The organism is Dactylosporangium roseum (genome assembly GCF_025264685.1).
Lineage (GTDB): Bacteria > Actinomycetota > Actinomycetes > Mycobacteriales > Micromonosporaceae > Dactylosporangium > Dactylosporangium roseum.
This window is the reverse complement of sequence record NZ_CP073721.1, coordinates 5233083-5259067: the sequence shown is the minus strand read 5'-3', so window position 1 is coordinate 5259067 and position 25985 is coordinate 5233083. Positions and strand designations below refer to the sequence as shown.

Below are 25985 nucleotides of genomic sequence, written 5' to 3'. Positions count from 1 at the left end.
TGATGTCCGGGTTGTCCGCCGCCGCGGCCGGGATCGCGGCGGCTGCCGGGCGCTGCGCCGAGGCCGCCGAACGTCGCCGCGAGGTCGACCCCGCCGTGATGGCGGCCGTCGTGGAGGCGGGCTTCGCCCGGCACTTCGCGCCGGCCGCCGTCGGCGGGCGCGAGGGCTCCTTCGGGGAGCTGGTCGACGCGGTCGGCGTGATCGCCGGCGAGTGCCCGGCGACCGCCTGGTGCGCCTCGCTGATCGCCAGCATCGCCCGGATGGCCGGAGCCCATCTCCCGGCCGACGGGCAGGCCGAGGTGTGGGTCTCGGGCCCCGACGCGGTCCTCGTCGGTTCCGTGACACCGTTCGGTACCGCAGAGCCGCGCCCGGGCGGCTGGCTGCTCTCCGGTCGCTGGCCCTACATGAGCGCCATCGCCTACTCGGACTGGGCGGTGGTGTGCGGCGTCGCGCAGTCCGGCACCGCGACCGAGGGGTGGCTCTTCGCCGTGCCCCGCTCGGCGTACCGCGTCGAGGACACCTGGTTCAGCATCGGGATGCAGGCGACCGGGAGCAACACGCTGGCGCTCTCCGACGTCTTCGTGCCCGACCACCGGGCGTTCAAGCGGGCCGACCTGCTCGAGGGGCGCATCGACGACTTCACGGGCGGTGCGCCCGCCTGCTACCGGGCCCCGCTCCCGGCGGTCAACGGACTCATGTTCGCCGCCCCCGCGGTCGGCGCGGCGCAGGGCATGACCCGGGACTTCACGGCGGCGTTCGCCGACAAGCTCGGCGGCGTGCAGCTACCGGGGACCGTCGGCATGCAGGGCGTGCGCGCGTCCGCGGAACTCGCCCTGGCCCGCGCCGCCGGCGAAGCGGACGCGGCACGGCTGCTGCTCGACCGGGCCGCCGGCCTGGCCGACCGGTGTGCCGATCCGGACGGCGGGATGAGCCGCCTGGACGCGGCCCGGAACCTGCGCGACTGCTCGCTGGCGACCGACCTGGCGGTGACGGCCGTGGACCGGCTGTTCCGCCAGGCCGGGACGCGGGGGCAGGCGACGTCCGGCCCGATGCAGCGCCTGTGGCGGGACGTCACCGCCGTCTCCACCCACGTGGCGCTGCAGTTCGAGCCGGCCGCCCGCGGCTACGTCGAGCAGCTCGTCAAGCAGTGAGCCGTCAGTAGTTGCCCAGTCCGCCGCAGACGTTCAAGGCCTGCGCCGTGACCGCAGCCGCGCCGTCGCCGACGAGATAGGTAACCATCGCCGCGACCTCCTTCGGCTCCACGTACCGCCCGATCGGCACCCGCGCGGTGATCCGGCCGTGCGCCTCGTCCTCGTCGACGCCCCAGATCGCGGCGTAGTGCTCCCGCACCCGCTCGGCCATCGGGGTCTCGACGAAGCCGGGGCACACGGCGTTCACCGTGATCCCGGTCTTTGCCAGCTCCAGCCCGAGCGACTTGCTGAAGCCGACGACGCCGTGCTTGGAGGCGGTGTAGGGCGCCGCGTGGATCACGCCCTGCTTGCCGCCGGTCGAGGCGATGTTGACGATGCGCCCGGAGCCGCGCTCGAGCATGCCGCCGATCGTCAGCGCCGCCTTCGTCACGAGGAAGACGCTGTTGAGGTTGGTGGTGATGACGTCGAACCAGAGCTCGTCCGGGAGCTGCGCGGTGGCGCCGCCGCCGGGCCGACCGGCGTTGTTGACGAGCACGTCGATGCGGCCGTAGCGCTCGACCGCGGCCCCCACGAGGGCGCGAACCTGCTCGGGGGACGTGACGTCGCAGGTGCTGCCGTCGGCGTCGAGACCCTCGCCGCGCAGCGCCTCGATCGTCTCGTCGAGGGCCTTCTCCGTCCGCGCGCAGAGGTACACGGCGTAGCCCTGCCGCGCGAGGGTCAGGGCGATCTCGTGGCCGATGCCGCTCGTGGCGCCGGTGACCAGCGCCACCGGCTTCGGCGCGGCGGTGGGAGGAGCGGCGGCGGGCACGTCGGTAGGAGGCAGAAGTGTCATGCCTCCACGATCGCCCCCGCGGCTCGCGAACAGGTCGAGAGGGCTTCGAGGTCGCCTCGACCAGATCTCTTGGTCGCCCTTGCAGACTTGCCGCGCCAGGTACCGAAGCCATCGAAGATCCGAGGTGAGCCTGTGACCGCCGAGTCCGTGCCGCTGTCCGCCGGCCCGATCGCGCCGATCGGCCAGCACCCGCTGCTGCTGCTCCTGTTGCAGGTGTCGCTGCTGCTGTTGCTGGCCATCGTCCTCGGCCGGCTGGCCGCGCGACTCAAGATGCCCGCCGTCGTGGGCGAGTTGTGCGCCGGCGTCCTCGTCGGCCCGTCGATCCTGCGGCACGTACTGCCCGGTGTGTCGAACTGGCTGCTGCCGCGGCAGGCCGAGCAGACGCACATGCTCGACGCGGTCGGGCAGTTCGGCGTGGTGCTGCTCGTCGGCCTCACCGGCATCGAGCTGAAGTTCGGCCTCGTGCGCCGCCGCGGCGCGACCGCCGCCCGGGTCAGCCTCGCCGGCCTGCTGCTGCCGCTCGGCCTCGGTATCGGAACCGGCCTGCTGCTGCCCAGGTCGGTGCTGCCGCACGGCGTCGACCCGGCGACGTTCTCGCTGTTCCTCGGCGTCGCGATGTGCGTCAGCGCCATCCCGGTCATCGCCAAGACGCTCATCGACATGAACCTGCTGCACCGCGATGTCGGGCAGTTGACGCTCGCCTCCGGGGTCGTCGACGACATCGTCGGCTGGTTCCTGCTGTCGGTCGTCTCGGCGATGGCCACGGTGGGCGTCACCGGCGGGACGGTCGCCACCGCGCTGCTCTACCCGATCGGCGTGGTCGCGTTCGCGGCCCTGGCCGGCCGGCCGCTGGTGCGGCTGGCGCTGCGGGCCGCGAACCGGTCGCCGGAGGCCGCGCCGACCGTGGCCGTCGTGACGCTCATCGTCCTGCTGTCGGCCGCGGCGACGCAGGCGCTGCACCTGGAGGCGGTGTTCGGCGCGTTCGTCGGCGGCGTGCTCGTCGGCACCAGCGGCGAGCTCGACGCCAAGAAGCTCCTCCCGCTGCGCACCACGGTGCTCGCCTTCCTCGCGCCGCTGTTCTTCGCGATGGCCGGCCTGCGTATGGACCTCACCGCGCTGCGCAAGCCCGCCGTGTTGCTGACCGCCCTGGTGGTGCTGGCCGTGGCCGTCATCGGCAAGTTCGCCGGCGCCTACCTCGGCGCCCGGCTGAGCCGGCTCGGCCGCTGGGAGGCGCTCGCGCTCGGCGCCGGCATGAACGCCCGCGGCGTCATCGAAGTGATCGTCGCGATGACCGGCCTGCGCCTCGGCGTGCTGAGCATCGACACCTACACCGTCATCGTCCTGGTCGCCATCGTCACCTCCCTCATGGCACCACCGATCCTGCGGGTGGCCATGGCCCGCACCGAGGACGCGGCCACGGCGGCGCTGGAGGCCAAGGACGCGGCGCCGACCGAGGCACCGGCGAGGCACTGACGTCGAGTTCGTCTCGACCGAGGCTCTTGGCCGCTCACACAGACTGATCGCACCCGAACGCTTGACGAAGGAGCGCGAGATCGTGGGTATCCCCGGCGTCGCCGCCGAACTGTATGCAGAGGTTCTCCAGTATTACGCGCGCCAGATGCAGGCGCTGGACGAAGGGAAACTGGAGGCCTACGCCGACACCTTCACCGAGGACGCGGTCTTCGGCCACACGCCCGGCCGCGAGCCGGCCCGGACCCGGCCGGGCATCCTGTCCGACCTGTACGAGGTGCGCCAGCGACAGGCCGCCGATCCGCAGCAGCGCCGGCACCTGTTCACGATGGTCGACGTCGAGGAGCTGACCGCCGGCCGGCTCCGCGCCACCAGCTACGCGCTGGTGCTCACGACGCGGCCGGGCGGCGGCCCGGAGATGGTCCGGAGCTGCGTCGTGCGCGACGTGCTGGTCCGCGACGACGGCCAGTTGCGCAACGCCGAGCGCCTCGTCGACCACGACGGCTTCTGAAGAGGGATGTGACAGCGATGAGCCTGAGCCGACCCGTCGTCATCACCGGGATCGGCGTGCGCGCCCCGGGCGCGCACGGCACGAAGGAGTTCTGGGACCTGCTCACCGAGGGCCGGACCGCGACCCGGCGGATCACGTTCTTCGACCCGTCCCCGTACCGTTCGCAGGTCGCCGGCGAGATCGACTTCTCCCCGGTGTGGGAGGGTCTGAGCCAGCGGGAGATCCGGCGCATGGACCGGGCGACCCAGTTCGCCGTCGTCTGTGCCCAGGACGCGGTCCGCGACAGCGGCGTCGACTTCGCCGGCGTCGACCCGGCCCGCGTCGGGGTCACCGTCGGCAGCGCGGTGGCCGCCGCGACCAGCCTGGAGCAGGAGTACCTCGTCCTGTCCGACACGGGCCGCAACTGGCTGGTCGACGGCGACTGGCTGTCCCCGCACATGTTCGACTATCTGGCCCCGAGCGTCATGCCGGCCGAGGTCGCGTGGAAGGTCGGCGCCGAAGGCCCGGTGTCCATGGTGTCCAACGGCTGCACCTCGGGCCTGGACGCCGTCGGCCACGCGTGGCAGCTCATCCAGGAGGGGGCCGCCGACGTGATGATCGCCGGCGCCGCCGACGCGCCGATCACGCCCATCGTGGTCGCGTGCTTCGACGCCATCAAGGCCACCACGCCGCGCAACGACGACCCGGCGACCGCGTCGCGGCCGTTCGACCGCTTGCGCAACGGGTTCGTGCTGGCCGAAGGCGCGGCGATGTTCGTGCTGGAGAGCCTCGACTCCGCCCGCCGGCGCGGTGCGCACGTCTACGCCGAGGTGAGCGGGTACGCCACCCGCTGCAACGCCTACCACATGACCGGGCTCAAGCCCGACGGCCGCGAGATGGCCGAGGCGATCCGGGTCGCGCTGGACCATGCCCGCGTCGACCGCTCCGCGGTGGACTACATCAACGCCCACGGCTCGGGCACGAAGCAGAACGACCGGCACGAGACCGCGGCGTTCAAGCGCGCGCTCGGCGAGACCGCGTACCGCATCCCGGTCAGCTCCATCAAGTCGATGGTCGGGCATTCGCTCGGCGCGATCGGCTCCGTGGAGATCGCCGCCTGCGCGCTCGCGATCGAGCACGGCGTGGTGCCGCCCACGGCCAACCTGCACGAGCCCGACCCCGAGTGCGACCTCGACTACGTGCCGCTCACCGCGCGCGAGCAGAACGTGCGGACCGTGCTCACGGTCGGCAGCGGGTTCGGCGGCTTCCAGACGGCGATGGTGCTGCGGCGCGCGGACGGGGCGGCGTCATGATCGCGACGGTGGTGACCGGGATCGGGGCGCTGGCCTGCAACGGCCTGGGCACGGAGGCGTACTGGGAGTCCACGGTGAAGGCCCGGCACGGCCTCGGCGAGATCTCCCGGTTCGACTCGAGCCGGTACCCGGCACGGCTGGCCGGGGAGATCCTGGACTTCGACCCGGCCGAGCACCTGCCGAGCCGGCTGCTGCCGCAGACCGACGTGTCCACCCGGCTGGCGCTGGTCGCCGCCGCCTGGGCGCTGGACGACGCGCGGGTCGAGCCGGAGCGCCTGGTCGACTACGACATGGGCGTGGTGACCGCCAACGCCCTCGGCGGGTTCGAGTTCACCCATCGCGAGTTCCACAAGCTGTGGACCAAAGGCCCGCAGGCGGTGAGCGTCTACGAGTCCTTCGCCTGGTTCTACGCGGTGAACACCGGCCAGATCTCGATCCGGCACGGCATGCGCGGCCCGAGCAGCGCGCTCGTGGCCGAGCAGGCGGGCGGGCTCGACGCGATCGGGCACGCCCGGCGCACCGTGCGCCGCGGCACGCCGCTCGTGGTCGCCGGCGGCGTCGACTCGGCGCTGGACCCGTGGGGCTGGGTGTCGCAGATCGCCGGCGGTCGGCTCAGCCGCCGCGACGACCCGGCCGAGGCGTATCTGCCCTTCGACCGCGACGCCAACGGCTTCGTCCCCGGCGAGGGCGGCGCGCTGCTCGTGCTCGAGGACGCCGACGCGGCCGTGCGCCGAGGCGCGCCCCGCGTCTACGGCGAGATCGCCGGCTACGCCAGCGCCTTCGACCCCGCCCCCGGCTCGGGCCGGCCGCCGGCGCTGCGCCGAGCCGTCGAGACGGCGCTCGCCGACGCGGGGATCGTCGCCGCGGACGTCGACGTCGTGTTCGCCGACGCGATCGGCGTCCCCGAGCTGGACCGGGCCGAGGCGGCGGTGCTGCGGGCGGTGTTCGGCCCCGGCGGGGTGCCGGTCACAACCCCGAAGGCGGCGTCCGGCCGGACCTACGGCGGCGGCGGGCCGCTCGACGTCGCCGCCGCACTGCTGTCGATCCGCGACGGCGTGATCCCGCCGACCGCCGGCACCGCCGACGTCCCGGCCGAGTACGGCCTCGACGTGGTCCGCGGTGCCGCCCGCGACGGCGACGTGCGCACGGCACTCGTGCTCGCGCGGGGGCTGTGGGGCTTCAACTCGGCGGTGGTCGTCCGCGCCTGGGGCGCGGATCGGCCGTCCGCCGCTGCCGACATCACATCTGTTGAGAAGGAGTAGCCATGATTGTCACCGTCGAGGACGTCCGCCGCATCCTGATCGCGTGCTCCGGCGCGCCGGAGGTCGAGGTCGCCGACGCCGACTTCGCCGACACCAGCCTCGAGGACCTCGGCTACGACTCGCTCGCGCTCATGGAGTCGGCCGCGACGATCGAGCAGGAGTACGGCGTGCGGGTTTCGGACGAGACGTTCGCGGCCGCGAAGACGCCGCGCGAGCTGACCGAGATCGTCGAGTCGGCCGCGAAGGCGGCGGCATGACCCAGGGCGTGATCAGCTCGGAGACCCGGCGGATGGAGCACTACCGGGTCGTGGCGGCACCGCCCGAGCGGCTGTACGACCTCGTCACCGACGTGACCCGCTGGCCGGTGATCCTCGGCCCGTGCGTCGAGGCGCGCCGCCTCGAGATCGCCGGCGATGAGGAGCGGATCGAGATCTCTGCCGACGTCAACGGCGAGGTCAAGACGTGGACCTCGCGCCGGACGCTCGACCCGGCCGGCCTGCGGGTCGCGTTCCGGCAGGAGCGCAGCGCGCCGCCGATCGCCGCGATGTCGGGTGCGTGGTCGTTCGCGCCCGAGGGCGACGGGCAGACGCGGATGACGCTGACGCACGCCTTCTCCGCGTTGACCGGCGACCGCAAGACACTCAACTGGATCGCCGCCGCCGTCGACCGGAACAGCGAGCAGGAACTGGCCGCGCTCGGCGCGGTCGCCGCGCTCGGGCACCCGCTGGACCGGCTGGTGTTCAGCTTCAGCGACCGCGTCGAGCTGCCGGGCGTCGCGGCCGCCGACGCCTACGACTTCGTCCACCGCGCCGACCGGTGGCCGCGACGGCTGCCGCACGTCCGGCGGGTGGACGTCGACGAGGCGGTGCCGGGGGTACAGCGGATGGAGATGGAAACCCTCACCGCGGACGGCGGCTCGCACACCACGCAGTCGATCCGGCTCTGCTCGCCGGGTGAGCGGATCGCCTACAAGCAGACGGTGCTGCCGGCGCTGCTGTCCGGCCACAGCGGCGTGTGGGAGTTCGAGGCCGTCGCCGGCGGCGCGGCGATCACATCACGGCACACGGTGGCGATCGATCCGGCCGCCGTGGAGGCGGTTCTCGGCGCGGGCACCACGCTGGAGAAGGCCGGCGCCTGGGCGCGCGAGGCGCTCGGCGCCAACAGCCGCGCCACCATGGCGGCGGCGGGCTCATGAGCGAGGCGGCGAAGCTGGCGTACATCGCCGCGGCGCCCGGGGCCGATCCCGACCGGGTGTGCATGGTCGCTGCCGGGCGCACACTGACCCGGCGGCAGGTGCGCAACGAGGTGGCCCGCTGCCGCGCGGAGCTGCTCGAACGTGGCGTCGCCCCGGACGATCGGGTCCTGGCGCTGCTCGACCACGGCCCGGACGCGGTGTTCTTCCTCGCCGCGGCGAGTGCGCTCGGCCTGCATCTGCTGATGCCGTACGGCCTTCAGGCGGCGGCGCTGCCGGAGTGGCTGTCGATCGCCGACAGCGCGCGGCCCGACGTGATCGTGCACGCCAAGCGCGACCGCACCGGCGTCGACGCGCTGCGCGGGCGCGGCGGCCGGGTCGTCGAGCTGCCGTTCCCGGCCGCCGACGCGCCGGACCGCGAGCTGCCGATCGACCGCCCGGAGCCGGTGGAGCACTTCCTGGTGTTGTTCACCAGCGGCACCACCGGCACGCCGAAGGCCATCAGCATCGGCGAAGCGCACGTGTGCGGGCGAATGGCGGCGGTCACCCGCACGATGCGGTACCGCCCGGACGCCCGCATCTTCATGACCGGCCTGATGAACAACACGACGGGCGTCATCAACTCGTTCGGGGCGCTGCTGCACGACGCCACCGTCGTGTTTCCGCAGACCCCGGACCCGGCTCGGTGGCCGGCCCAGGTGGCGGCCGAGCGCGCCACGCACCTCGCGCTGCGGCCGGTGGCCCTCAAGCGGTTCGTGGCCGCCGTCGACGCCGAGCGGCCGGACCTGTCGTGCCTGCGGGTCGTGTCGTACGGCGGGGCCGCCGTCCCGCGTGCGGTCCTCGACCAGGGCCGGGCGCTGATCGGCGGCGACTGGATCCAGGGGTACGGCCTCACCGAGACCTACGGGCCGTTCTGCTTCCTGGACGAGGCGGGCCACGCCGAGCAGCGTCACGTCAAGCACGTCTACTGCATCGGCCGGCCCGACGACACCCTCGCCGTGCGGATCGAGCCGGTGGCCGAGCATCCGGACGGGGTCGGCGAGATCCTGGTCCGCGGCCCGCTGGTGATGGAGGGGTACGTGAACGTCGCCGACGGCACGATCGAGTCGCCCGGCGAGTGGCTGCGCACCGGCGACCTCGCCGAGTGGAGCCCGGACGGCGATCTGGTGCTCAAGGGCCGGATGTCGGGCGTGCTGCTCAGCGAGAACGGCCACCGCATCTACCCGGAGGAGGTCGAGGCGGTCCTGGCCGGCGCGCCGGGGGTCGACGACGTGGTGCTCGTCGGCCTGCCCGGCTCCGGCACGCCGCACGAGCGGCCGGTGGCGTGCGTGTGCGGGCCGATCGGCGAGCGCAGCCCCGAGGACGTGCGCACGATCGTGGCCGGCGAGCTGAAGCGAGGCCTGGCCCCGGAGAAGTGGCCGGACCTCGCGTACGCGACGGCGCGGCCGTTCGCCAAGAGCGCCAACGGCAAGATCATGCGGGGCGAGGTGGCCGCGGCCATCGATCCGGCCGGGCTCGTCGAGCTGGGCGGTGACGGCCGTGGCTGATGACGTCGCCCGGCTGCGGGTGCCCGAGCACGTCTACCGGGCCCTGGGTTACCTCTTCCCCAGGCTCTTCTTCCTCAACGCGCGCTATGCGCCGCAGGTGCACTGGGGCGACATCGCCGCCGCGCTCGACGGCTTTCCGGCCGAGGACCTCGACCTGAGCTCGGCGGCGTTCTGGAACGACTGGCGGGAGCGGTGGACGGCCCGGGCCGACGACTACGCCCGGCTCGCCGAGCGTTCGAGCACCGTGGCCGGGCGCTCCCGGGCGCTGCGCGGCGCGGCGGCCGCCTATCACTGGGCGGAGTTCCAGTACTTCGACGACCACGTCCGCAAACGGCACCTGCGCCGGCGGATCCGCGACTGCTTCCTGGGCAGCCTGAACGGCACCGACCTCGGGCTCGCCGAGGGCCGGCTGCCCGCGCGGGCGGGTCGCCCCGAGGTGCCGTACTGGCTGCTGACCACGCCCGCCATGCGCGCCGCCGGGCGGCCGCTGCCGGCGGTGCTGCTGTCCAACGGCCTGGACTCGGCGACCGAGATCGAGCTGCTCGCCTTGGCTGAGGCGTACCTCGAGCGGGGCATCGCGGCCGTGCTGTTCGAAGGCCCGGGCCAGGGCCTGCAACTGGGCCGGTCGCCGCTGCACCTCGCCATGGAGGAGGTCGTCGCCGACCTGGTGGCGCACCTGGCGGCCGAGCCCGGGATCGAGGCTGACCGGCTCGCCTTCGCCGGCATCAGCTTCGGCGGCCACATCGCGCTGCGGGTAGCGGGGGCGCTGGGGGAGCGGTTCCGGTGCGTCGTCAACTTCGGCGGCGGCCCGGCCCTGAACAAGTTCGACGGCCTGCCGCGGCGGCTCAAGGCCAACTTCCGGTTTGCGCTGGGGGCCGACGTCGCGGCGGACCTGCAACCCCGCTTCGACGAACTCGCCCTCGACCCCGGCCGACCTCCGGCGACCGAGGTGCTGAGCATTCACGGTGCGCTCGACGACATCTTCCCGGTCGAGGGCCTGACCGACCTCGACCGGGCGTGGTCCGGTCGGCACCGACTCGTGGTGCACCCGCGCGAGGCGCACACGAGCCTGAACGTGATCAATTCCTACACGCTGGAGACTGCGGACTGGGTGGCCGGACGGCTGGAGCGCAGGCCGGGGTGAACGTCGTGGTGCAGGCCGGCGTGCTCGGAGACGCGCCGCTGCAGCGCGACGAACGTCGCCGCCTCCTGCGGGCTCAGGCAGCCCAGCAGCTTGGCCTCGAACTCGGTGATGAGGGTCTCGGCCTCGGCGTGCAGCTCGCGGCCGGCCGGCAGCAGGTGCACGGCGTGGGCGCGGCGGTCGGTGGGGTGGCGGCGGCGCTCCACCAGCCCCCGCGCCTCCAGGTCGTCGACCAGGCCCACCATCACGTTGCGGTGCACGGCGAGCGGGTCGGCGAGCTGGTGCTGGCTGAGCCCGTCGTGCCCCTTGAGCAGCGTGAGCAGGCCGAAGTGGCGCGGCTGGATGCCCAGCGGCGCGAGCAGGTCGGTGAGCTGCTCCTGGACGTGGACGCCCAGCCGGGTCATCAGGCAGGCCGGGTACTCGTACAGCGGCGATGTCACCCGTCCACACTATCTCATTTGATTATCACCTTGAGGGATAGTCACGACATGTGCATACTTACCTCATGACTCAAGACATCTCCTCGTCCTCGCCGGCCGCGCCGCCGAAGGGCGCCGGAGACGACACCGGCCTCGACCCCCGGCGCTGGCTCGCGTTCGCGGTGGTCCTGGTGGCCGGGTTTGTCGACCTGGTCGACTCGACGATCGTCAACGTGGCCCTGCCGAGCGTCCAGGGCGACCTGCACGCGAACTACGCCCAGCTCGAGTGGGTCGTCGCGGCCTATGTGCTGTCGTTCGCGGCGCTGCTGATCCTCAGCGGCCGGCTCGGCGACATCTACGGACGCAAGCGTGTGTTCATGGTCGGCATGGCCGGGTTCACGGCGGCCTCCCTGCTGTGCGGTCTGGCGGTCAGCCCCGAGATGCTCATCGCGGCACGCTTCGCACAGGGCGCCGCGGCCGGCCTGATGGTCACGCAGATCCTCGCCATCCTGCGGGTGACGTTCCCGGAACACGAGCGGGCCAAGGCCGTGGCGCTCTTCGGCGGCGTGACGGGCTCCTCGGCGGTGTTCGGCCTCGCGCTCGGCGGCGTGATCGTGCAGTGGGACCTGTTCGGCTGGGAGTGGCGCACCATCTTCCTCATCAACGTCCCGATCGGCATCGCGGCGCTCGTCGCCGGCGCGACCTTCGTCCACGAGTCGCGCTCCCCGAGCCGCCCGCGCCTGGACATCGTCGGCATGGTGCTCGCCCTCGCCGCGGTCGTGGCCCTGGTCTACCCGCTCACCGAGGGCCGCCGCCTGGGCTGGCCCGGGTGGACGTTCGCGATGGTGGCCGGCGCCGTCGTGCTGCTCGTGGCGTTCGTCGCCTTCGAGCGCCGCCGCCAGGCCGTCCGCGGCTCCGCGCTGATCGACTTCGGCGTGTTCCGCTCCCGCCCGTTCTCCGTCGGCATGGCGATGTGGTGGCTGTTCTGGGTCGCCTCCGGCGGATTCTTCTTCGCCTGGACGCTGTTCCTGCAAGCCGGCCTCGGCTGGAGCCCGATGCACGCCGGTCTCACCGCGGCGACGCTGGCCGTCGGCGTCGGCATCGGCGCGGGCAACGCGCCCAACAAGCTGGTGCCGAAGTTCGGCCGCAACGTGCTGGTGGCCGGCGGTCTCGTCAACGCGGTCGGCTGGCTGTCCTTCGCCTGGCTGGCCTGGCACTACGGGCCGAACCTCACGTCGTGGGCGCTCATACCCGTGCACGTGCTGTCCGGCATCGGCTTCGGCCTCATCGTCGCCCCGACGCTGGACATGCTGCTCGGCCAGGTCCCCGGCGAGCAGGCGGGCAACGCCTCCGGCCTGCTCAACACCATCCAGCAGATCGGCATCGCCCTCGGCGTGGCGCTGATCGGCGTGATCCTGTTCACCCAGCTCGACCGAGGCTCCGACCGCGGCGTCGATGCGGCGACCCCCGGCCTGCGCTCGGACCTCGCCACCCTCGGCTTGTCCAGCCAGGCACAGGACGCCGCCGTCGCGAGCTTCGGCACCTGCGTGCGGGATCGGGCCTCGGCCCTCGACCAGAGCGCCGTGCCGGCTAGCTGCGCCGCGGCGAGCCCGGACCCGTCGGCGGCCGGCGCGTTCGACCGCGCCGTCGCCCGCGCCAACGCCGAGAACTACTCCTACGCGTTTAGCTGGGTGCTGATCCTCGGCGGCGCGACCCTCGTCATCGCCGGCGCCGGCTTCCTGGCGCTGCCCAAGCACCCGCGCACGGTCAGCCCGCTGTAACGAAAGAGGTCATCGGAGTGAAGAACGTACTGGTCCTCGGCCGCGAGCGTCATCTCGTCGACGCGTCCACCGAGATCATCGAGGACAACGGCTTCCGCGCCGTCGGCGTCACCGAGGACAAGGAGGCGTTCGCCCTGCTCGACACCGGCGACTTCGCCGCCGTCCTGGTCGGCAGCGGCGTCGAGTACGCCTCTCGCCCGCCGGTCCACGAGCACGCGGCCCCGCACGGCACCGCCGTGTTCGAGGCCCGGCGGGTGCCCGGCCAGACCGTCCAGGAGCACGTGCGGCACGTCATCGTCCCGCAGTTGCTGGACCTTGCGGACTGAGGCGGCCGTGGCTACGAGGGTGTTCATCGCCGGTCTGCTGCCGCACCTCATGGACGACTTCCGCGAGCGGCTCGCCGTGGCGGAGGTCGACCTGATCAGCGGCACCGGCGTCGAGGAACTCGCCGCCGCGCTCGCCGCGGCGGACATCGACCACGTCATCATCGGCGGTGGCCTCGGCCTGCCGGCCCGGCTGGACATGGTGCGAACGGTCTTCGAGTCCAGCGACCGGGCGACCGTCCACATGAAGGACCACAGGTCGGGCCCGGAGGGCTTCGTGCCGTTCGTCCGGTCGGTGCTGCACGGGCTCGCCGACTACCACCCGGCCGAGTCGACCCGGGCCGTCCTGCGGGCGCAGCGGACATAGCCTCGGCATCCGCAGGACCCATCACGTCATCGCTGGTGGGCGTCCTGCCCGGCACTGGTCGCTGCCCCATTCCACCTTGCCGCGAGGTGTCCTCGCGAGCCAGGCGCAACACTCCGGACCGCTGCACCGCATCGCGGTGCAGCGGTCCGGAGTTGTTGCGTCACAACGTGAACGTCGCGACGTTGACATGATCAGGGGACAGAACTGGCTACCCCGACAGCCGGATCCCTCCCACATCCGGGACAATCGTTGGCCAGCAGAGGCCCGATGAGCGGCTCCCGTGTCGATTGTCAGCGACGGACATGAGTCGGCAGGGCGGGCTCGGCAGGCGATAGGGTGGTCGACGGGCGGAAGGAGACCGATGACGGCGCGGCAGACGTTCGGGCTGGACGAGTTCGGTCTCGACGACCGGATGCGGCTTTTCGGCTATGTCAACGCCGACAACCGTCTCGCCTACCTGTGGGTCTTGCGGGCGTTCGACGCAGCCCGGTCCAGCTACCACGTCATGCTGCACACCACGGACGTCGCCGCCGCGCTCGGCGCGCTCCGCCACACCGATCCGGGCTGCCCGGACCCGGCTGAGCTCGACCTGCCTCGCCTGCTCGACGCGCTCGTCGGCTGGGGTGTGCTCGACCGGGGCCAGGACGGCACCCGGGCCACGACCCTCGCCGAGTACCGCAACCGTCACTCGGTGTATCAGTTCACCGAGGCCGGCTACCGGGCGCACCGGGCGGTGGAGAGCGTGCTGTCCGCCACGATGGACGACACGACCCTGTCCCGCCTCGTCTTCGCCGACCTGCTGGCCGACCTACAGGTGCTCGCGGCCGCCAACGCGGCCGGTGATCGCGAGGAGGTGTACCGCAAACTCAACCGCCTCGACCGGGCGCTCGCCGACATCGCCGAGCGGGCGGCGCGGTTCTACCACATGCTGGGCGACCTGAGCCGGACCAACGACGTGCGGCCGGAGGTGTTCCTCGCCCACAAGGACGCGCTGCTCGTCCACCTGCGGGATTTCCACGAGGAGTTGCAGCGCTACACGCCGCGGCTGCGTGAGGCGGTCCACGCGGTCGAGACGACCGGCGTCGAGCGGCTGGTCGAGGCCGCCGCGGAGGCCGACGACCGGCTGTTCCACACTCCTGCGGAGCGGCTCGAGGACTGGCGGCGGCGGTGGCTCGGGCTGCGGTCCTGGCTGGCGCCGCCGGGCCCGGACGAGCCGAGCGAGGCCGACCGGCTGGCAGGCGCCACGATCGCCGCGATCGGTGACGTGCTTGCCCTGCTGCGTCGCGTGACCGAGGCCCGCCGGGGCGGGGTGAGCCGCGAGTCGCAGCTACGTCACCTCGCGGCGTGGTTCACCAACGTCGGCGATCAGGACGCCGCGCATGCGCTGTTCGATGCGGTGTTCGGCCTCGGCGCGCCGCGGCACGTCGGGGTCACGCACCCCGATCCGGAGGTGATCCCGAGCCGGCTGTCCTGGTGGGAGGCGCCCGCCGTCGAGCTGTCCCGGACACTCGTGGAGAGCGGTCGCTTGCCCGGACAGGGCAACGGCCGGCCGGCGCGAATCGAGCGTGACGATGCCCGGCGACGCCGGCTGCGCACCGCGCAACTCGGTCAGGAACGGCGCCTCGCCGACGCCGCCGCCGGACTGGCCGAGCGGTTCGACGACGATCCGGGCGGTCCGGTGAAGCTCGACGGGGACCAGACCACGGTGCTGCTGCGGCTGCTGGACATCGCCTTGGCGGCGCGGATCGGTGCCCGGACTCCTCTGGCCGCGGCCGCCTACGGAGTCCGGCTCACGCTGACCCCGGCGCCCGGCCGGTACAGCACCGTCGACACCGCCGACGGCCGGCTCCACCTCGACGGCTACACCCTGGCCGTCGCCCCGGCGCAACACACGGCGGTGCGTCAGCGGACCCGCACCGACATCGACACCGCTGGTGCCGGGGCGGTCGCATGACGGGGGAGCGTTTCGCCGCCGACGTGGCCGAGACCGAGCTCGCCGACTACCAGCGTGCGCTGCGGTTGGTGCTGCGCCATCCGCTGGTCACCGCCACCTGGCCGGACGAGAAGGCGCTGCCGCGAGTCCGGCGGTTCGCCACGACGCTGCGCAAGGACCTGGCCGAGGCGTTCGGCTACCGGCTGGAGCTGCACGGCGTCACGGCACGGCTGGTCCGCGCGAAGGACCGCCTCGATCACACTCAGCCGGCCACGTCCCGGACCGGACGGCCGTTCGACCGGCAGCGCTACGCCTACCTGGCGCTGTGCCTGGCGGTGCTCGGCCGGGCCGGCATCCAGATCACGCTCAGCGAGCTCGCCGAGTCGGTCGCCGCGGACGCCGGCCGGATCACCGGGCTCGGCCTCGACCCGGACAGCGGCGCCGATCGGCGGGCCTTCGTCGACGCGGTCGGCTGGATCGAGGATCGCGGCGTGCTGCGCCTCGCGGACGGCTCCAGCGCGTCGTGGGCCAGCGATCCCGGTGCCGGCGAGGCCCTCTACGACATCGCCCGCGACGCGGTGTTCGCCGTGTTCCGCCCGGCCCGCGTGCTGCAGCACATCGAGAGCGTCACCGGCCTGTTCGACCGGTCCTTCGCGAGCAGCGGCAACGCCGAGCGGCGGGCGGCGGCACAGGCGGCCCGCCGCGCCGTGGTCGAGTCGCCGGTCGTCTACTTCGACGACGTCGCCGAGCCGGTGGCCAACCATCTGCGCGGCGCGACGCTCGCCTCCGACGTGCAGCGGCTGACCGGGCTGCGGGTGGAGCGGCGGGCCGAGGGCGTGCTGCTGGTCGACACGACGAATCTGTCCGGTGAACGCTTCCCGGGCAGCGGCTCGGTGGCCCAGATGGCCGTCCTGCTCGCCGTCGAGATCGGTGCCCGGGTCACCGATCCGGACGGCCGCAAGGCCCGCCGCCTGCCGGTGCCGGACGGCCACGCCGCGCACCGGCAGCGCATCCGCGACGTCGACGCCGGGCTGCCGGCGGAGACGTTCGTGCCGGTCGAGGCCGAGCCGCCACCGGCCGGGCAGCCGGTCGACGACGACGGCACCCACCGGCTGCCCTTCGTCGCCGACAGCACCCTGCGGGCCGCAACCGGTGAGCTGCTGCGCCGCTACGGCAAGGCGTTCGGCGCGCAGTGGCACGCCGACCCGGACCGGCTCCGCGCCGAAGCGGTCGCCCAGTTGGAGCGCTTCGACGCGATCATCCGGGTGCCCGGTGGTGTGCTGGTCCGGCCACTCATCGGCCGATACCGCGCCACGGTCGCCACGGTGAAACCCCGCGCGACCGCCGAACCGTTGTTCTGAGAGGGAACCAGATCCGATGACGCGCCAGCGCCGGTTCGCGCCCATCCGGGCCGGAATCATCAACCTGTGGGACTACCGGGACGAAGAGTTCATGTTCGTCGACGGGTGGCTGGTCCTGCGCGGCCCCAACGGCTCGGGCAAGACGAAGGCGCTCGAGGTGCTGTTCCCGTTCGTCCTCGACGGGCGGATCGAGCCGCGCCGGCTCAACCCGTTCGCCGGCGAGGACCGCACGATGAAGTCCAACCTGCTGTACCGCGGGCAGGAGACGTCCCACGCGTACGTCTGGATGGAATTCGGCGACGGGGACTCCTACGTCACCGTCGGCATCGGCCTGCGGGCGCACAAGCACGTCGACCGGGTCACCCGCTGGCACTTCGTCGTCGACGGCCGGGTCGGCGTCGACTTCTCCCTGCTCGACGTCGACGATCGTCCGCTCACCCGGCGTGACCTCGTCGCCCGCCTCGGCGCCGACGCCGTGCGCGACTCACCGGAGGAGTACCGGCACCTCGTCGACGCCCGCCTGTTCGGCCTCGGCCCGGCCAGGTACGAACAGATGCTGGATCTGGTCCTGACCCTGCGGAAGCCGCAGTTGGCCAAGGACCTCAATCCGGTCGAACTGTCCCGCACGCTGCAGCGGGGCCTGCGGCCGGTGGAAGACCAGCTACTGGTGGAGGCCGCGCGCTCCTTCGACGACATGGAGGCCGTGGCCCGTACTCTGGAAGGGCTCGTCGCGGCGGACACCGCGACAGCGACGTTCCTGGCCGTCTACGCCACCTACCTGCGCACCCACGCCCGGGCCGCGGCCGACGTCCTCACCGAGCGGCGTGCCGCCGTCGACACCCACCGCGCGACCCTCACCGAGGACCGGGCGGCGGCCGAGGCGGCCGCGGCGGCGCTGCGGGAGGCCGAGGCGGCGCTGTACGCGGTCGAGGGCGAGCCGGCCCGGCTGCGTGCACATCTGGACAGCCTCAAGACCTCGGCCGCGTACCAGTCCCACGAGCAGCTCGCCGATCTGCAACAGCTCGTCGGGCACCTGGCTGAGACGGCGACCCGGGCCGCCGCCACGGTCGTGCACGAGACGGACACCGTGACCCGTCGGCGCGCCGACCGGGAACGGGCCGCGGTCGCCGCCGCCGACGCCCGTGCGGAGGCCGCCCGGATCGCCGACGACCTGGCCCGCGACGCGGCCGACGCGGGCATCGCCTGGACGGTCGAGGACGCTGCCACCGACGGTCTCGCCGACCGCGTCGGCGCCCGGGCCGTCCAGCGCCAGGACGACATTCGTGCCGTCCGGGACCGGGCCGCCCGGCTCACCCAGGCCGAGCGCGACCACACCCGGGCCACGGCCGAGGCCTCCGCAGCGGCGCTGGCGCTCGACGCCGCCGAGCAGGCGGAGCGCGCGGCCGAGGCGGGCGTCGACCGCGCCCGCGACGAGGTCCGCGCCGCGGTGCGGGCCTGGTCCGCCGCGCACGCCGCACTGTTCGGCGAGCTCGACCAGGCCACGGTCGAGGAGCTCCTGTCGTCCACAGTGGACGGCGTAGGAGAGGCCGGTGCGCCGACGCTCAAGGAGGTGTACGCCGACGCCACCGCCGCACCGGTACGGGACCGGCAGGCCCGGCTGGCCGCGCTGCGCGCGCGGCAGGACGCGCTCGTCGCCCGGCGCGCCGACATCGCCGCCGAACGGGACCACATCGCCGCCGAACGTGACGACGCCCCACCGGCCGCGCCCGGCCGGCCGGCGGCGCGCGGGGACCGGCCGGGCGGACCGCTGTGGCGGCTCGTCCGGTTCGCCGACGGGGTGGCCGACGCCGACGCCACCGCGATCGAGGCTGCGCTGCAAGCGACCGGGTTGCTCGACGCGTGGCTGCTTCCGGACGGCACGGTCGGCGGCGAACTCGACGCGTACCTGACCACCGGTACCACGGCGGCGGCACCGACGCTCGCCGACGTGCTCGTCGTCGAGGACCAGCACGTCGTCCCCGCCGAGCAGGTCACCGCCGTGCTGTCGGCGATCACCCTGGTCGATCTCGTGCGCCCGGACGAGGCCGTGCCGGCCGGGCACGGCGCCGCCGCCGCGGCGATCGGGCGCGGCGGCGCCTACCGCCACGGGCTCACCGCGGGCCGGGCCGCCAAGGTCACCTGCGAATACATCGGCGCCACCGCCCGGGCCGCCCGCCGGGCCGCCCGTCTCGCCGAGTGCGACCGGCTCATCGCCGCCCTCGAGACCGACCTCAAGGCCCTCGTCGTCGAGTCGGACGCGGTCGACGCGCTGCTGGCCGCCGTGGACGCGGCAGCGGCCGCCCTGCCGCCGACGGCACCGATCCACACCGCCCGCCGCGAGCTCGACCGGGCCGCGGCGACCCTCCGCGCCCGCACCGAGGCCAACGAAACCGCCGCCGCCCGACTCGACCAGGCCGTCGCCGAGCAGGCCGTCGCCGCGGCCACGCTGCGGCGCACCGCGGCGGAGCGGTCGCTGCCGGCCGACCGGGTCGACGCGGCCGAGGACGCGGTCAACCGGTTCAAGACCACCGGCGTCCGCCTCGAGGCCGCCCGCCGGGCCGCCGGCACCGCCGCCGGCGCCGAGGAGCAGGCCGACCGCCAGTACGAGGAGGCCGTCGAGCGGCTCGGCGCCGCGGAGGAGACCGCCAGGGGAGCGGTGGCCCGGCACCGGGAACGCGAGGAGGCGTACCGGACGCTGCGGGACACCGTCGGCGCCGACGCCGAACGCGTGCTCGCTGACGTCGCCGCCACGACCACCGCGATCGCCGCCGCCGAGGCCGCCCGCACGGCGGCCGGCCAACGGGTCATGACGGCCCGCGAGGCCCGCACCGCCGCCGCCACCCGCGCCGATCTCGGCGAGGAGCGCGTCGCCACCGCCGTGGCCGAGGCCCGCCACGACGCGGTACAGTTGCGCCCCTATGCCCAGCCGGACCTCCTCGGCCTCATCCGTTGCCCGACCGACCTGCGGTGGCCGGCGGAGGAGTCCACCACGGACGATCAGTTGGACCCGTCCGTGGTGGCGCTGCACGAAGCGATCCTCGCCGCCACCCGGGAGCTCAGCCCGACCGAGAGCTCACGCAAACAGAGCGCGACCCGGCTCACCGGTGCGCTCACCGAGCTACAGGCGCAACTGCCGGCCGCCGGCCTCGACCACCGCCCGGAGTGGGACACCGACGGCGGCGTCATCGTCGTCCGCGTCGCCGACGAGCAGGGCCTGACCCCGGTCGCGCACTTCGCCGAGCGGATCGCCCGCGAACGCCGCGACCAGGAGCAGTTGCTCACCGATGCCGAGCAGCGGGTCCTCGAGGACGCTCTGCTCGGCCAGCTCGCCCAGCAGATCCACCACCGCACGATCGAGGCCCGCGACCTGGTCGACGCGATGGATACGCAGATGCGGGCCCGCCGCATGTCCTCCGGCCTCACGGTCGGCGTCGGCTGGCGGCTCGCCGACGACCTCGACCCGGATCAGCGCGAGGTCTGCAAGCTCCTGGAGCGCAACCCGGCCCGGCTCGGGCCGGCACCGCTGAGCATGATGCGCCGCCACTTCGCCGGCCGGATCAAGACCGCCCGCGCCACCGCGCCCGAGCGGCCGTACCGGGAACTGCTCGCCGAGGTCCTCGACTACCGGGCCTGGCGGGTGTTCGCGTTCAGCCTGCACCGGCCCGGCGGTGGCACCGAGGCACTCACCCGCGCCCGGCACTCCCAGCTCTCCGGCGGTGAGCAGTCGGTTTCGCTGCACCTACCGCTCTTTGCCGCAGCCAACGCGCTGTTCGACTCGGCCCGCCCGGACGCGCCGCGCCTGCTCGGCCTCGACGAGGCGTTCGCCGGGGTCGACGACAACGGCCGGGGCGAGCTGATGGCGCTGGCCACACAGTTCGACCTGGATCTGTTCATGACCGGCTACGACCTGTGGGCCACCCATCCGGCGGTGAGCGGTGCCGCACACTACGACCTGTCGCACTCCACCGTCGAGCACACCGTCTCCGCCGTGCTGCTCGTCTGGGACGGTACGGCCAACATCGCCGACTTCGACGGCACGCTCGCCGCCGCTCTCGGCTCGCCCGAGACCCGGCGGGCGTCGGAGCCGACGCCGTGACGGCTCCGGATCTGCGCGATCACGCGGGCTGGGGACGACTGATCGAGAAGGCCCGGCGCGTCCTCGAACGCACCGGCGGCAGTCTGGACGGCGTGATCACCCTCGCCGCACCGACGCAGGACGAACGCCTCGTCGTCATCGGCGTCACCGGCGCGCACCGCTCGGCGAACGCCGCCCGGCTGACCGTCCGCCTCGCCGAGCTCGATGAGCACCTGCGCGCCGTCCACGGCACCGGGCTCATCGAGACCGTCTCCGCCTCGGCGCCGCTGCGCAACCGCCCGGCGGACGCGAAACGCGAGGCGTCGGCCCGTGATGCCCTGGTCTCGATCGCGAACGACGGTCGGCACGCCGGCACGGCCTGGTACGCCGATTGGCTGGAGCGGATGCGCCGGGACGGGACGATGACGCGGATCGTGCGGGCCGGGCTGCCCTTCGCGGATCTCGTCCGGGTGCTCGACGCCCTGCCCGCCGACGGTGAACCGGTGCCGGTGTTCGCCGACCGGGTGCTGCACGACACCAAGGCGCTCACCGACGGTCCGCTGCGTGGCCTGCTGTTGCGGGCGGTCAGCGGGTGGCAGGGCGTGCCGCAGCCGGTCGGCCGGGAGCAGGAGCGACAGTTGCTCGAGGCCGTCGGCCTGGTCTCCGACGACCTGGCCAGCCAGGTGCTCGTGCTCAACGTCCCGGCGACGGGCGGGCTTGTCGGATCATGGCTCACCGAGGCGGCCACGGCCGGTGTGCCGCTGCGGGTGACCCTGCACCAGCTACGGCTCGCCCCACTCAGGCTTCGGTGCGAGGAGGTGTACGTCTGCGAGAACCCGGCTGTTCTGCGCGCCGCCGTCACCGTCCACGCTGGACGGTCGCGCCCCCTGGTCTGCACCGAGGGGGTACCGTCAGCCGCGGCACACCACCTTCTGCGCGCGATGGTCGACGGGGTCATCCGCTGGCGCAACGATTTCGACTGGGCCGGCGTGCGGATGACCGCGGCGGCATTCGATCGGTATCCGCAGGCCGTGCCGTGGCGGATGTCCGTCGAGAACTACGACCCGGGCCCGTCCGGACCCGCGCTGATCGGCGTGCCGGCCGAGACGCCGTGGGATCCGCGACTGCGAACCGCGATGGTTGCGAACGGCCGGGCGATGATGGAGGAGCGGCTGCTGCCGGCGCTGCTGGCAGACCTCGCATGACACCGGGTGTGTGGACCGAGACGGGCCGCTAATTTGCGGCAAACGGCGGCGATGACCGCCGCGCCGAGCCGGACTACGGCGCGTAGACGGTCGCCTCGCGGGAGGTCCGCCGGATGCCGTTGGGACCGTTGAACGCTCGCTGGCCCCACCAGGTGAGCGACTTGGCGTTGAACTGGGTCACCATGTCGAGGTTGCTGACGTCTCCGCTGTTGCCGCTCCAGGACCACGCGAGATAGCCGATGCGGTGCGCCTGCGCCTCGGACATGATCGCGTCCTCGTCGACGTCGCCGTCGTGATGCGTGTACGCGAACTCGGTCACCGCGACGGGAAGCCTCGCCCGGATGTACCGGCCGAGGTAGTCGTGGACGTTCGTGGCGCGGAAGAACGCGCCGTACATGTGGATGGAGAAGACGGTGTTGCGCTCCGGGTCGGCGGCGAAGACACCGGCGGCGTGGTCCCGCATGGTGAATGACAGGTCCTGACCCCAGTCGGGCGCGTCGACCATGAGGGTGTGACGGATGCCCGCTCGGCGCAGGCGGCGGATCGAGTCCATCGTGTCGCCGGGCCAGCGCTGGACGTTGTCGAGGACGTACGGCTCGTTCGCGACGTCGATGATCGCGTATTTCTCCTGGCCGATGAGCGCCTTGCGAATGCTGATCCAGTAGTCCACCGCCCGTGCCTGCGGAATGGCTTCCCGGCGGAAGCCCCACCCCGTGGTGTCGTGCACCACCAGGACGCAGATGAGGCGGTTGCGCCGGCACAGCGCGATCACGTGCGCGACATCGGCCGCGTCGTCTCGTTTCGCGACCGCGCCGGTGGACAACTCGACACGTACGGTGTTGGCGCCCATCGCCTTGACGTCGCTGAGCATCCGGGCCGTTCGTTCCGGATACGTGGCGTGGCTGTGGCCCACACCACGCATGACGAATTCGTTGTCGTCGGCATCGTAGAGGCGCCCGTTGTCCACCTGGAACCCGGGCCGTCGCGGTGCCCCGTTCGAGTGGTGCGGCTCTCCCACGAGGACGATCGAGACGACGACGGTGACCAGCAACGTACCCGCGATGGTGGTGCGCATCCTCATGACCCACCTCGGACCGGATCTCCTGGCGCCGACTCCTGGCCCAGCTCACGCATGAGGGCCCGCAGTGGAGCACTTCCCCGGTGCCGCCGCACAAACCCCGCACATGGTGATCGAGCTGGGTAGGCGAACGGCTCAGCTCGTGGGCGTCGCTCGCTGCCGCGGCGCACCACAGCGGGACAATCGCTCGGTCCGGGTGAGTCTGCCGGGAACCCTGTGGATATTAATTGGTACGGAGCAACCCGGAACGCCGGCGTCGACGTGGCCGGACTCGCCGCGAAGCTGCGGACCGGGTGCCGTGAGCGCGGACCTCCTACCGGTCGTCTTGCCGGCGCACCATCTCGGTGATCCAGATGGGCACGAACGGAGACGTGCAACCCGGGGAGGTCGGGTAGTCTTTGAGCACCTCCAGGCGCTCACCGATGTCGATCGCACGGGCGCGGTGCTCGGCGTGCTCGATCCCGATATTGCCCAGGCACTCGTTCATCGCCCACTGCAGGCGATCCGGGGCGTCTCTCATCTCCGCCTCGATGACGTCGAGCAGTGCCGTGAGGTCGAGGCCCTCGGGCTGCTTCGTCACGCGCTCGGTGGTCAGCGCCCAGCCGGCGCTCGCGACCACCGGATCCGGATCGGCGAACCAGGCCAGGCGCAGCGCTTCGGCGTGCGGGCTCTTCTTCACCACGTAGTTCACAAGCCAGTCGTGCACCTTGGGCGTGCGCGCGTCGCGCAACATGCCGTCCAACTCGTCAAGCCCGAACGCCTTCGGGCGGCAGATCAGGATCGCCAGCAGTCTCGCCGCGGTGTCACCCGTCTCCCAGAGCCGGCACGCGAGTGCCTGCTGCGTCTTCAGCCGCTTCGCGAGCGCGCGCAACTTGCTGAGGTTCACACCGTGATCGTCACCGTGCTTCTCGTTCACCTCGCGCGTCTTCGGGTCCTCGAGCCCGGCCAGCTCGGCCATCACCTCGGCCACCGTCGTCTCGGTCAGCGTTGCCTCGGCCACCTCAGCCTCCCGTCCATCACCTGCGAGACCCAGCCTACGACGGAAGTCGGCACCGGCACGAAAACCCGCGTCTTCAGATCGGGCGCGACCCTTTTGCCCGGGCGGTGCGCGTGTGCTCAGACCCGCTTGGGCACGGCGCGGGTGAACAGGAAGCGCATCACCTTGTGCCCCGCGTCGGCGGTGGGGCCGAACATCAGCGGGCAGCCCCCGTCGATCACCGTGATCCCGTTCCGGCGGCCGTGCTCGGTGGCTGTGTCGGAGACACTGCCGGTTCCGTAGAGGCGGTGCATCCACACGTGACCGATGCCGAGCTCGACACACTCCCGCATGGTTTCCTCGGCGGTCTCCGGACGGGTGCCGATCACCACCGCCTCGACGCCACCGGGGACCGACCTCAGGTCCCGGTAACACCGGTCGCCCTCGACCCGCTCCGCGTTGGGGTTGATCGCGAACACCTGGTAGCCGCGCTCCCGCAGCCGCTGGTACACGACGTTCGCGCCATGGTCTCGCGAGTTGCGGGACACTCCGGTCACCGCGATCCGTTGCTTCGCCAGGAACTCCGCGGCGGCCTGTCGCATCGTGAGCATGACTGTGCCCTCCGGATCAAGGATGCCTCTCGACGGCTCCGCACCCGACTATCCGCCCACGCCGGCGCATCCGGTCAGGGTCTGATGGCACCGATCGGGGGTCCGTCGGACCCGTGCGGTCATCTCCGCCGAGCGGGCGTCCCGGCCCGCCACGGGTGCTGCCGCCGAGCTCCGCGTCAACCGGCCGGTGCCTGCTGCAACTCGGCGCTGCGCCGGTGCGGGTCGGTGCGCTCGTCGTACCGGGTGAAGCCGGGCATCAGCGCGGCGCACAGGGCGACGGCGCCCACGCACAGCAGCCCGCCGGAGACGATCGCCCCCCGCAGCCCGGTCGCACCGGCCATGACACCGGCGCGGAGCTGGCCGGCGGTCGGACCGATCGAGTAGGACAGCAGCTCGATGCCGGCGAGGCGGCCGCGCAGGTGGTCGGGGATGGTCTGGTTCCAGATCGTGGAGCGGAACAGCCCGCTCACCATGTCGGCGCCGCCCGCCACGACGAGCAGGGCCATGGCGGTGAAGATGTCGGGAGCCAGGCCGAAACCGGCGATGGCGAGCCCCCACACCCCGGCGGCGATCAGCACGGCCAGGCCGTGCCGGTGCACCCGCGAGGCCCAGCCACTGGTGAGCGAGACCAGCAGCGCCCCGATCGGCAGGCCCGCGTAGAGCAGGCCCAGCGCCCACCGTGCGTGCAGCTCGTCGGCGACGAACGGGAACAGCGCCATCGGCATGGCCAGGAACATCGCGGCGATGTCGACGAAGTAGGTGCCCAGCAGCTCGGGGCGCGACCACGCGTACCGCGCGCCGCGCAGGATGCCGCCGAGGCTCGGTCGCTCGGCCTCGGCCGCCGGCGGCACCGGTCGCAGCGCGAAGAGCAGGAAGATGGAGGCGAGGAAGGTGAGTGTGTCCACGGCGTATGCCACCGGCACGCCGGCCGCGGTGACCAGCACGCCGCCGACCGCCGGACCGGCGATCGCCCCGACTTGCCAGCGCATTCCCTGCAGGGCGTTGGCGGCGGTCATCTCCTCGCGGGGCACGAGCCGCGGGATCAGCGCGTCGAGCGAGGGCCGTTGCAGGCCGTCGAGCGCGGCGACCGCGGCCGCCACGACGTACAGCGGCCACACCGCCGGGTGCGGCAGCAACGCGTTGACGAGCAGGCCGCCGGTGCACACCGCCATGCCGGCCTCGCACCACAGGATCACCCGGCGCCGGTCGGCCGCGTCGGCGATCGCGCCGCCCCACAGGCCGCACAGCACCATCGGGACCAGCTCGACGACGCCGACGACACCGACCGCGACGTAGGACCCGGTGAGCTGCTTGAGCTGGAACGGCACCGCCACGATCGTGATGAAGCTGCCGAACATGGTGATCACGCCACTGGCCATGAGCAGCCGGAAGTCCCGGTGCCGCAGCGGCCTGACATCCATGCGGAGGTGCCGCAGCCGGTGTAACACGTTCAAGAAG

General features: G+C 72.9%; 22 protein-coding genes. 16 read left to right on the top strand and 6 right to left on the bottom strand.

All coding sequences use genetic code 11. The features are described 5' to 3' along the window. The first annotated feature begins 2 nt into the window (after window positions 1-2). Entirely contained in the window at window positions 3-1151 is a 1149-nt protein-coding gene (locus Drose_RS24575) for an acyl-CoA dehydrogenase family protein (protein WP_260723666.1), read from the top strand. Window positions 1152-1155: 4 nt separating this feature from the next. Here Drose_RS24575 and Drose_RS24570 read toward each other — a convergent pair whose 3' ends face one another. Further along, window positions 1156-1983, bottom strand: coding sequence for an SDR family NAD(P)-dependent oxidoreductase (locus Drose_RS24570; RefSeq protein WP_260723665.1), 828 nt, complete (start codon window positions 1981-1983; stop codon window positions 1156-1158). A gap of 132 nt (window positions 1984-2115) precedes the next feature. Between Drose_RS24570 and Drose_RS24565 the strand changes: the two genes are divergently transcribed. From Drose_RS24565 to Drose_RS24530, 8 genes are all read left to right on the top strand, one after another. Beyond that, a complete protein-coding gene (locus Drose_RS24565; protein WP_260723664.1) occupies window positions 2116-3456 on the top strand; it encodes a cation:proton antiporter in 1341 nt (446 codons plus the stop codon). Window positions 3457-3538: 82 nt separating this feature from the next. Next, window positions 3539-3964: a nuclear transport factor 2 family protein gene (locus Drose_RS24560; RefSeq protein WP_260723663.1), complete on the top strand. Its 426-nt coding sequence runs from the start codon at window positions 3539-3541 to the stop codon at window positions 3962-3964. A 23-nt stretch (window positions 3965-3987) separates the two neighbouring features. Next, complete coding sequence (locus tag Drose_RS24555) at window positions 3988-5256, top strand: beta-ketoacyl-[acyl-carrier-protein] synthase family protein (protein WP_313900053.1); 1269 nt, start codon at window positions 3988-3990, stop codon at window positions 5254-5256. Beyond that, a complete protein-coding gene (locus tag Drose_RS24550; RefSeq protein ID WP_260723661.1) occupies window positions 5253-6518 on the top strand; it encodes a ketosynthase chain-length factor in 1266 nt (421 codons plus the stop codon). The genes Drose_RS24555 and Drose_RS24550 overlap by 4 nt, the downstream gene beginning before the upstream one ends. A gap of 2 nt (window positions 6519-6520) precedes the next feature. Further along, window positions 6521-6775, top strand: a complete 255-nt coding sequence (locus Drose_RS24545) for an acyl carrier protein (RefSeq protein WP_260723660.1) — start codon at window positions 6521-6523, stop codon at window positions 6773-6775. Continuing rightward, entirely contained in the window at window positions 6772-7713 is a 942-nt protein-coding gene (locus tag Drose_RS24540) for an aromatase/cyclase (protein ID WP_260723659.1), read from the top strand. Before Drose_RS24545 ends, Drose_RS24540 begins: the two co-directional genes overlap by 4 nt. Continuing rightward, window positions 7710-9257: a class I adenylate-forming enzyme family protein gene (locus Drose_RS24535; protein WP_260723658.1), complete on the top strand. Its 1548-nt coding sequence runs from the start codon at window positions 7710-7712 to the stop codon at window positions 9255-9257. The genes Drose_RS24540 and Drose_RS24535 overlap by 4 nt, the downstream gene beginning before the upstream one ends. Continuing rightward, window positions 9250-10401 (top strand): alpha/beta hydrolase family protein, encoded by a 1152-nt coding sequence (locus Drose_RS24530; protein ID WP_260723657.1) that lies wholly within the window; start codon window positions 9250-9252, stop codon window positions 10399-10401. Before Drose_RS24535 ends, Drose_RS24530 begins: the two co-directional genes overlap by 8 nt. On the opposite strand, the gene Drose_RS24525 is transcribed toward Drose_RS24530, so the two are convergent. After that, window positions 10344-10838, bottom strand: coding sequence for a MarR family winged helix-turn-helix transcriptional regulator (locus Drose_RS24525; protein WP_260723656.1), 495 nt, complete (start codon window positions 10836-10838; stop codon window positions 10344-10346). The two genes, Drose_RS24530 and Drose_RS24525, sit on opposite strands and share 58 nt — an antisense overlap. A 65-nt stretch (window positions 10839-10903) precedes the next feature. On the opposite strand from Drose_RS24525, the gene Drose_RS24520 reads away from it, so the two are divergent. The 7 genes from Drose_RS24520 to Drose_RS24490 all read left to right on the top strand — a co-directional run bounded on the left by Drose_RS24520 (window position 10904) and on the right by Drose_RS24490 (window position 21862). Then, window positions 10904-12598, top strand: a complete 1695-nt coding sequence (locus Drose_RS24520; protein WP_260723655.1) for an MFS transporter — start codon at window positions 10904-10906, stop codon at window positions 12596-12598. Between the two features lie 17 nt (window positions 12599-12615). After that, a complete protein-coding gene (locus tag Drose_RS24515) occupies window positions 12616-12924 on the top strand; it encodes a hypothetical protein (RefSeq protein WP_260723654.1) in 309 nt (102 codons plus the stop codon). A 7-nt stretch (window positions 12925-12931) separates the two neighbouring features. Further along, window positions 12932-13288, top strand: coding sequence for a hypothetical protein (locus tag Drose_RS24510; protein WP_260723653.1), 357 nt, complete (start codon window positions 12932-12934; stop codon window positions 13286-13288). Window positions 13289-13649: 361 nt separating this feature from the next. Next, the gene (locus Drose_RS24505) at window positions 13650-15242 is read left to right on the top strand and encodes a TIGR02677 family protein (protein ID WP_260723652.1); all 1593 of its coding nucleotides are present in this window, start codon (window positions 13650-13652) and stop codon (window positions 15240-15242) included. Continuing rightward, the gene (locus Drose_RS24500) at window positions 15239-16582 is read left to right on the top strand and encodes a TIGR02678 family protein (RefSeq protein ID WP_260723651.1); all 1344 of its coding nucleotides are present in this window, start codon (window positions 15239-15241) and stop codon (window positions 16580-16582) included. Before Drose_RS24505 ends, Drose_RS24500 begins: the two co-directional genes overlap by 4 nt. A 16-nt stretch (window positions 16583-16598) precedes the next feature. Beyond that, window positions 16599-20678: a TIGR02680 family protein gene (locus tag Drose_RS24495; RefSeq protein WP_260723650.1), complete on the top strand. Its 4080-nt coding sequence runs from the start codon at window positions 16599-16601 to the stop codon at window positions 20676-20678. Continuing rightward, the gene (locus Drose_RS24490; protein WP_260723649.1) at window positions 20675-21862 is read left to right on the top strand and encodes a TIGR02679 domain-containing protein; all 1188 of its coding nucleotides are present in this window, start codon (window positions 20675-20677) and stop codon (window positions 21860-21862) included. The genes Drose_RS24495 and Drose_RS24490 overlap by 4 nt, the downstream gene beginning before the upstream one ends. A 73-nt stretch (window positions 21863-21935) precedes the next feature. On the opposite strand, the gene Drose_RS24485 is transcribed toward Drose_RS24490, so the two are convergent. From Drose_RS24485 to Drose_RS24470, 4 genes are all read right to left on the bottom strand, one after another. Then, window positions 21936-22937 (bottom strand): glycoside hydrolase family 5 protein, encoded by a 1002-nt coding sequence (locus tag Drose_RS24485; RefSeq protein ID WP_260723648.1) that lies wholly within the window; start codon window positions 22935-22937, stop codon window positions 21936-21938. A gap of 316 nt (window positions 22938-23253) precedes the next feature. Then, a complete protein-coding gene (locus tag Drose_RS24480; RefSeq protein WP_313900052.1) occupies window positions 23254-23898 on the bottom strand; it encodes a DNA alkylation repair protein in 645 nt (214 codons plus the stop codon). Between the two features lie 158 nt (window positions 23899-24056). Then, complete coding sequence (locus Drose_RS24475) at window positions 24057-24527, bottom strand: CoA-binding protein (protein WP_260723646.1); 471 nt, start codon at window positions 24525-24527, stop codon at window positions 24057-24059. Window positions 24528-24703: 176 nt separating this feature from the next. Continuing rightward, window positions 24704-25975, bottom strand: a complete 1272-nt coding sequence (locus Drose_RS24470; protein ID WP_260729800.1) for an MFS transporter — start codon at window positions 25973-25975, stop codon at window positions 24704-24706. Window positions 25976-25985 lie beyond the last annotated feature (10 nt).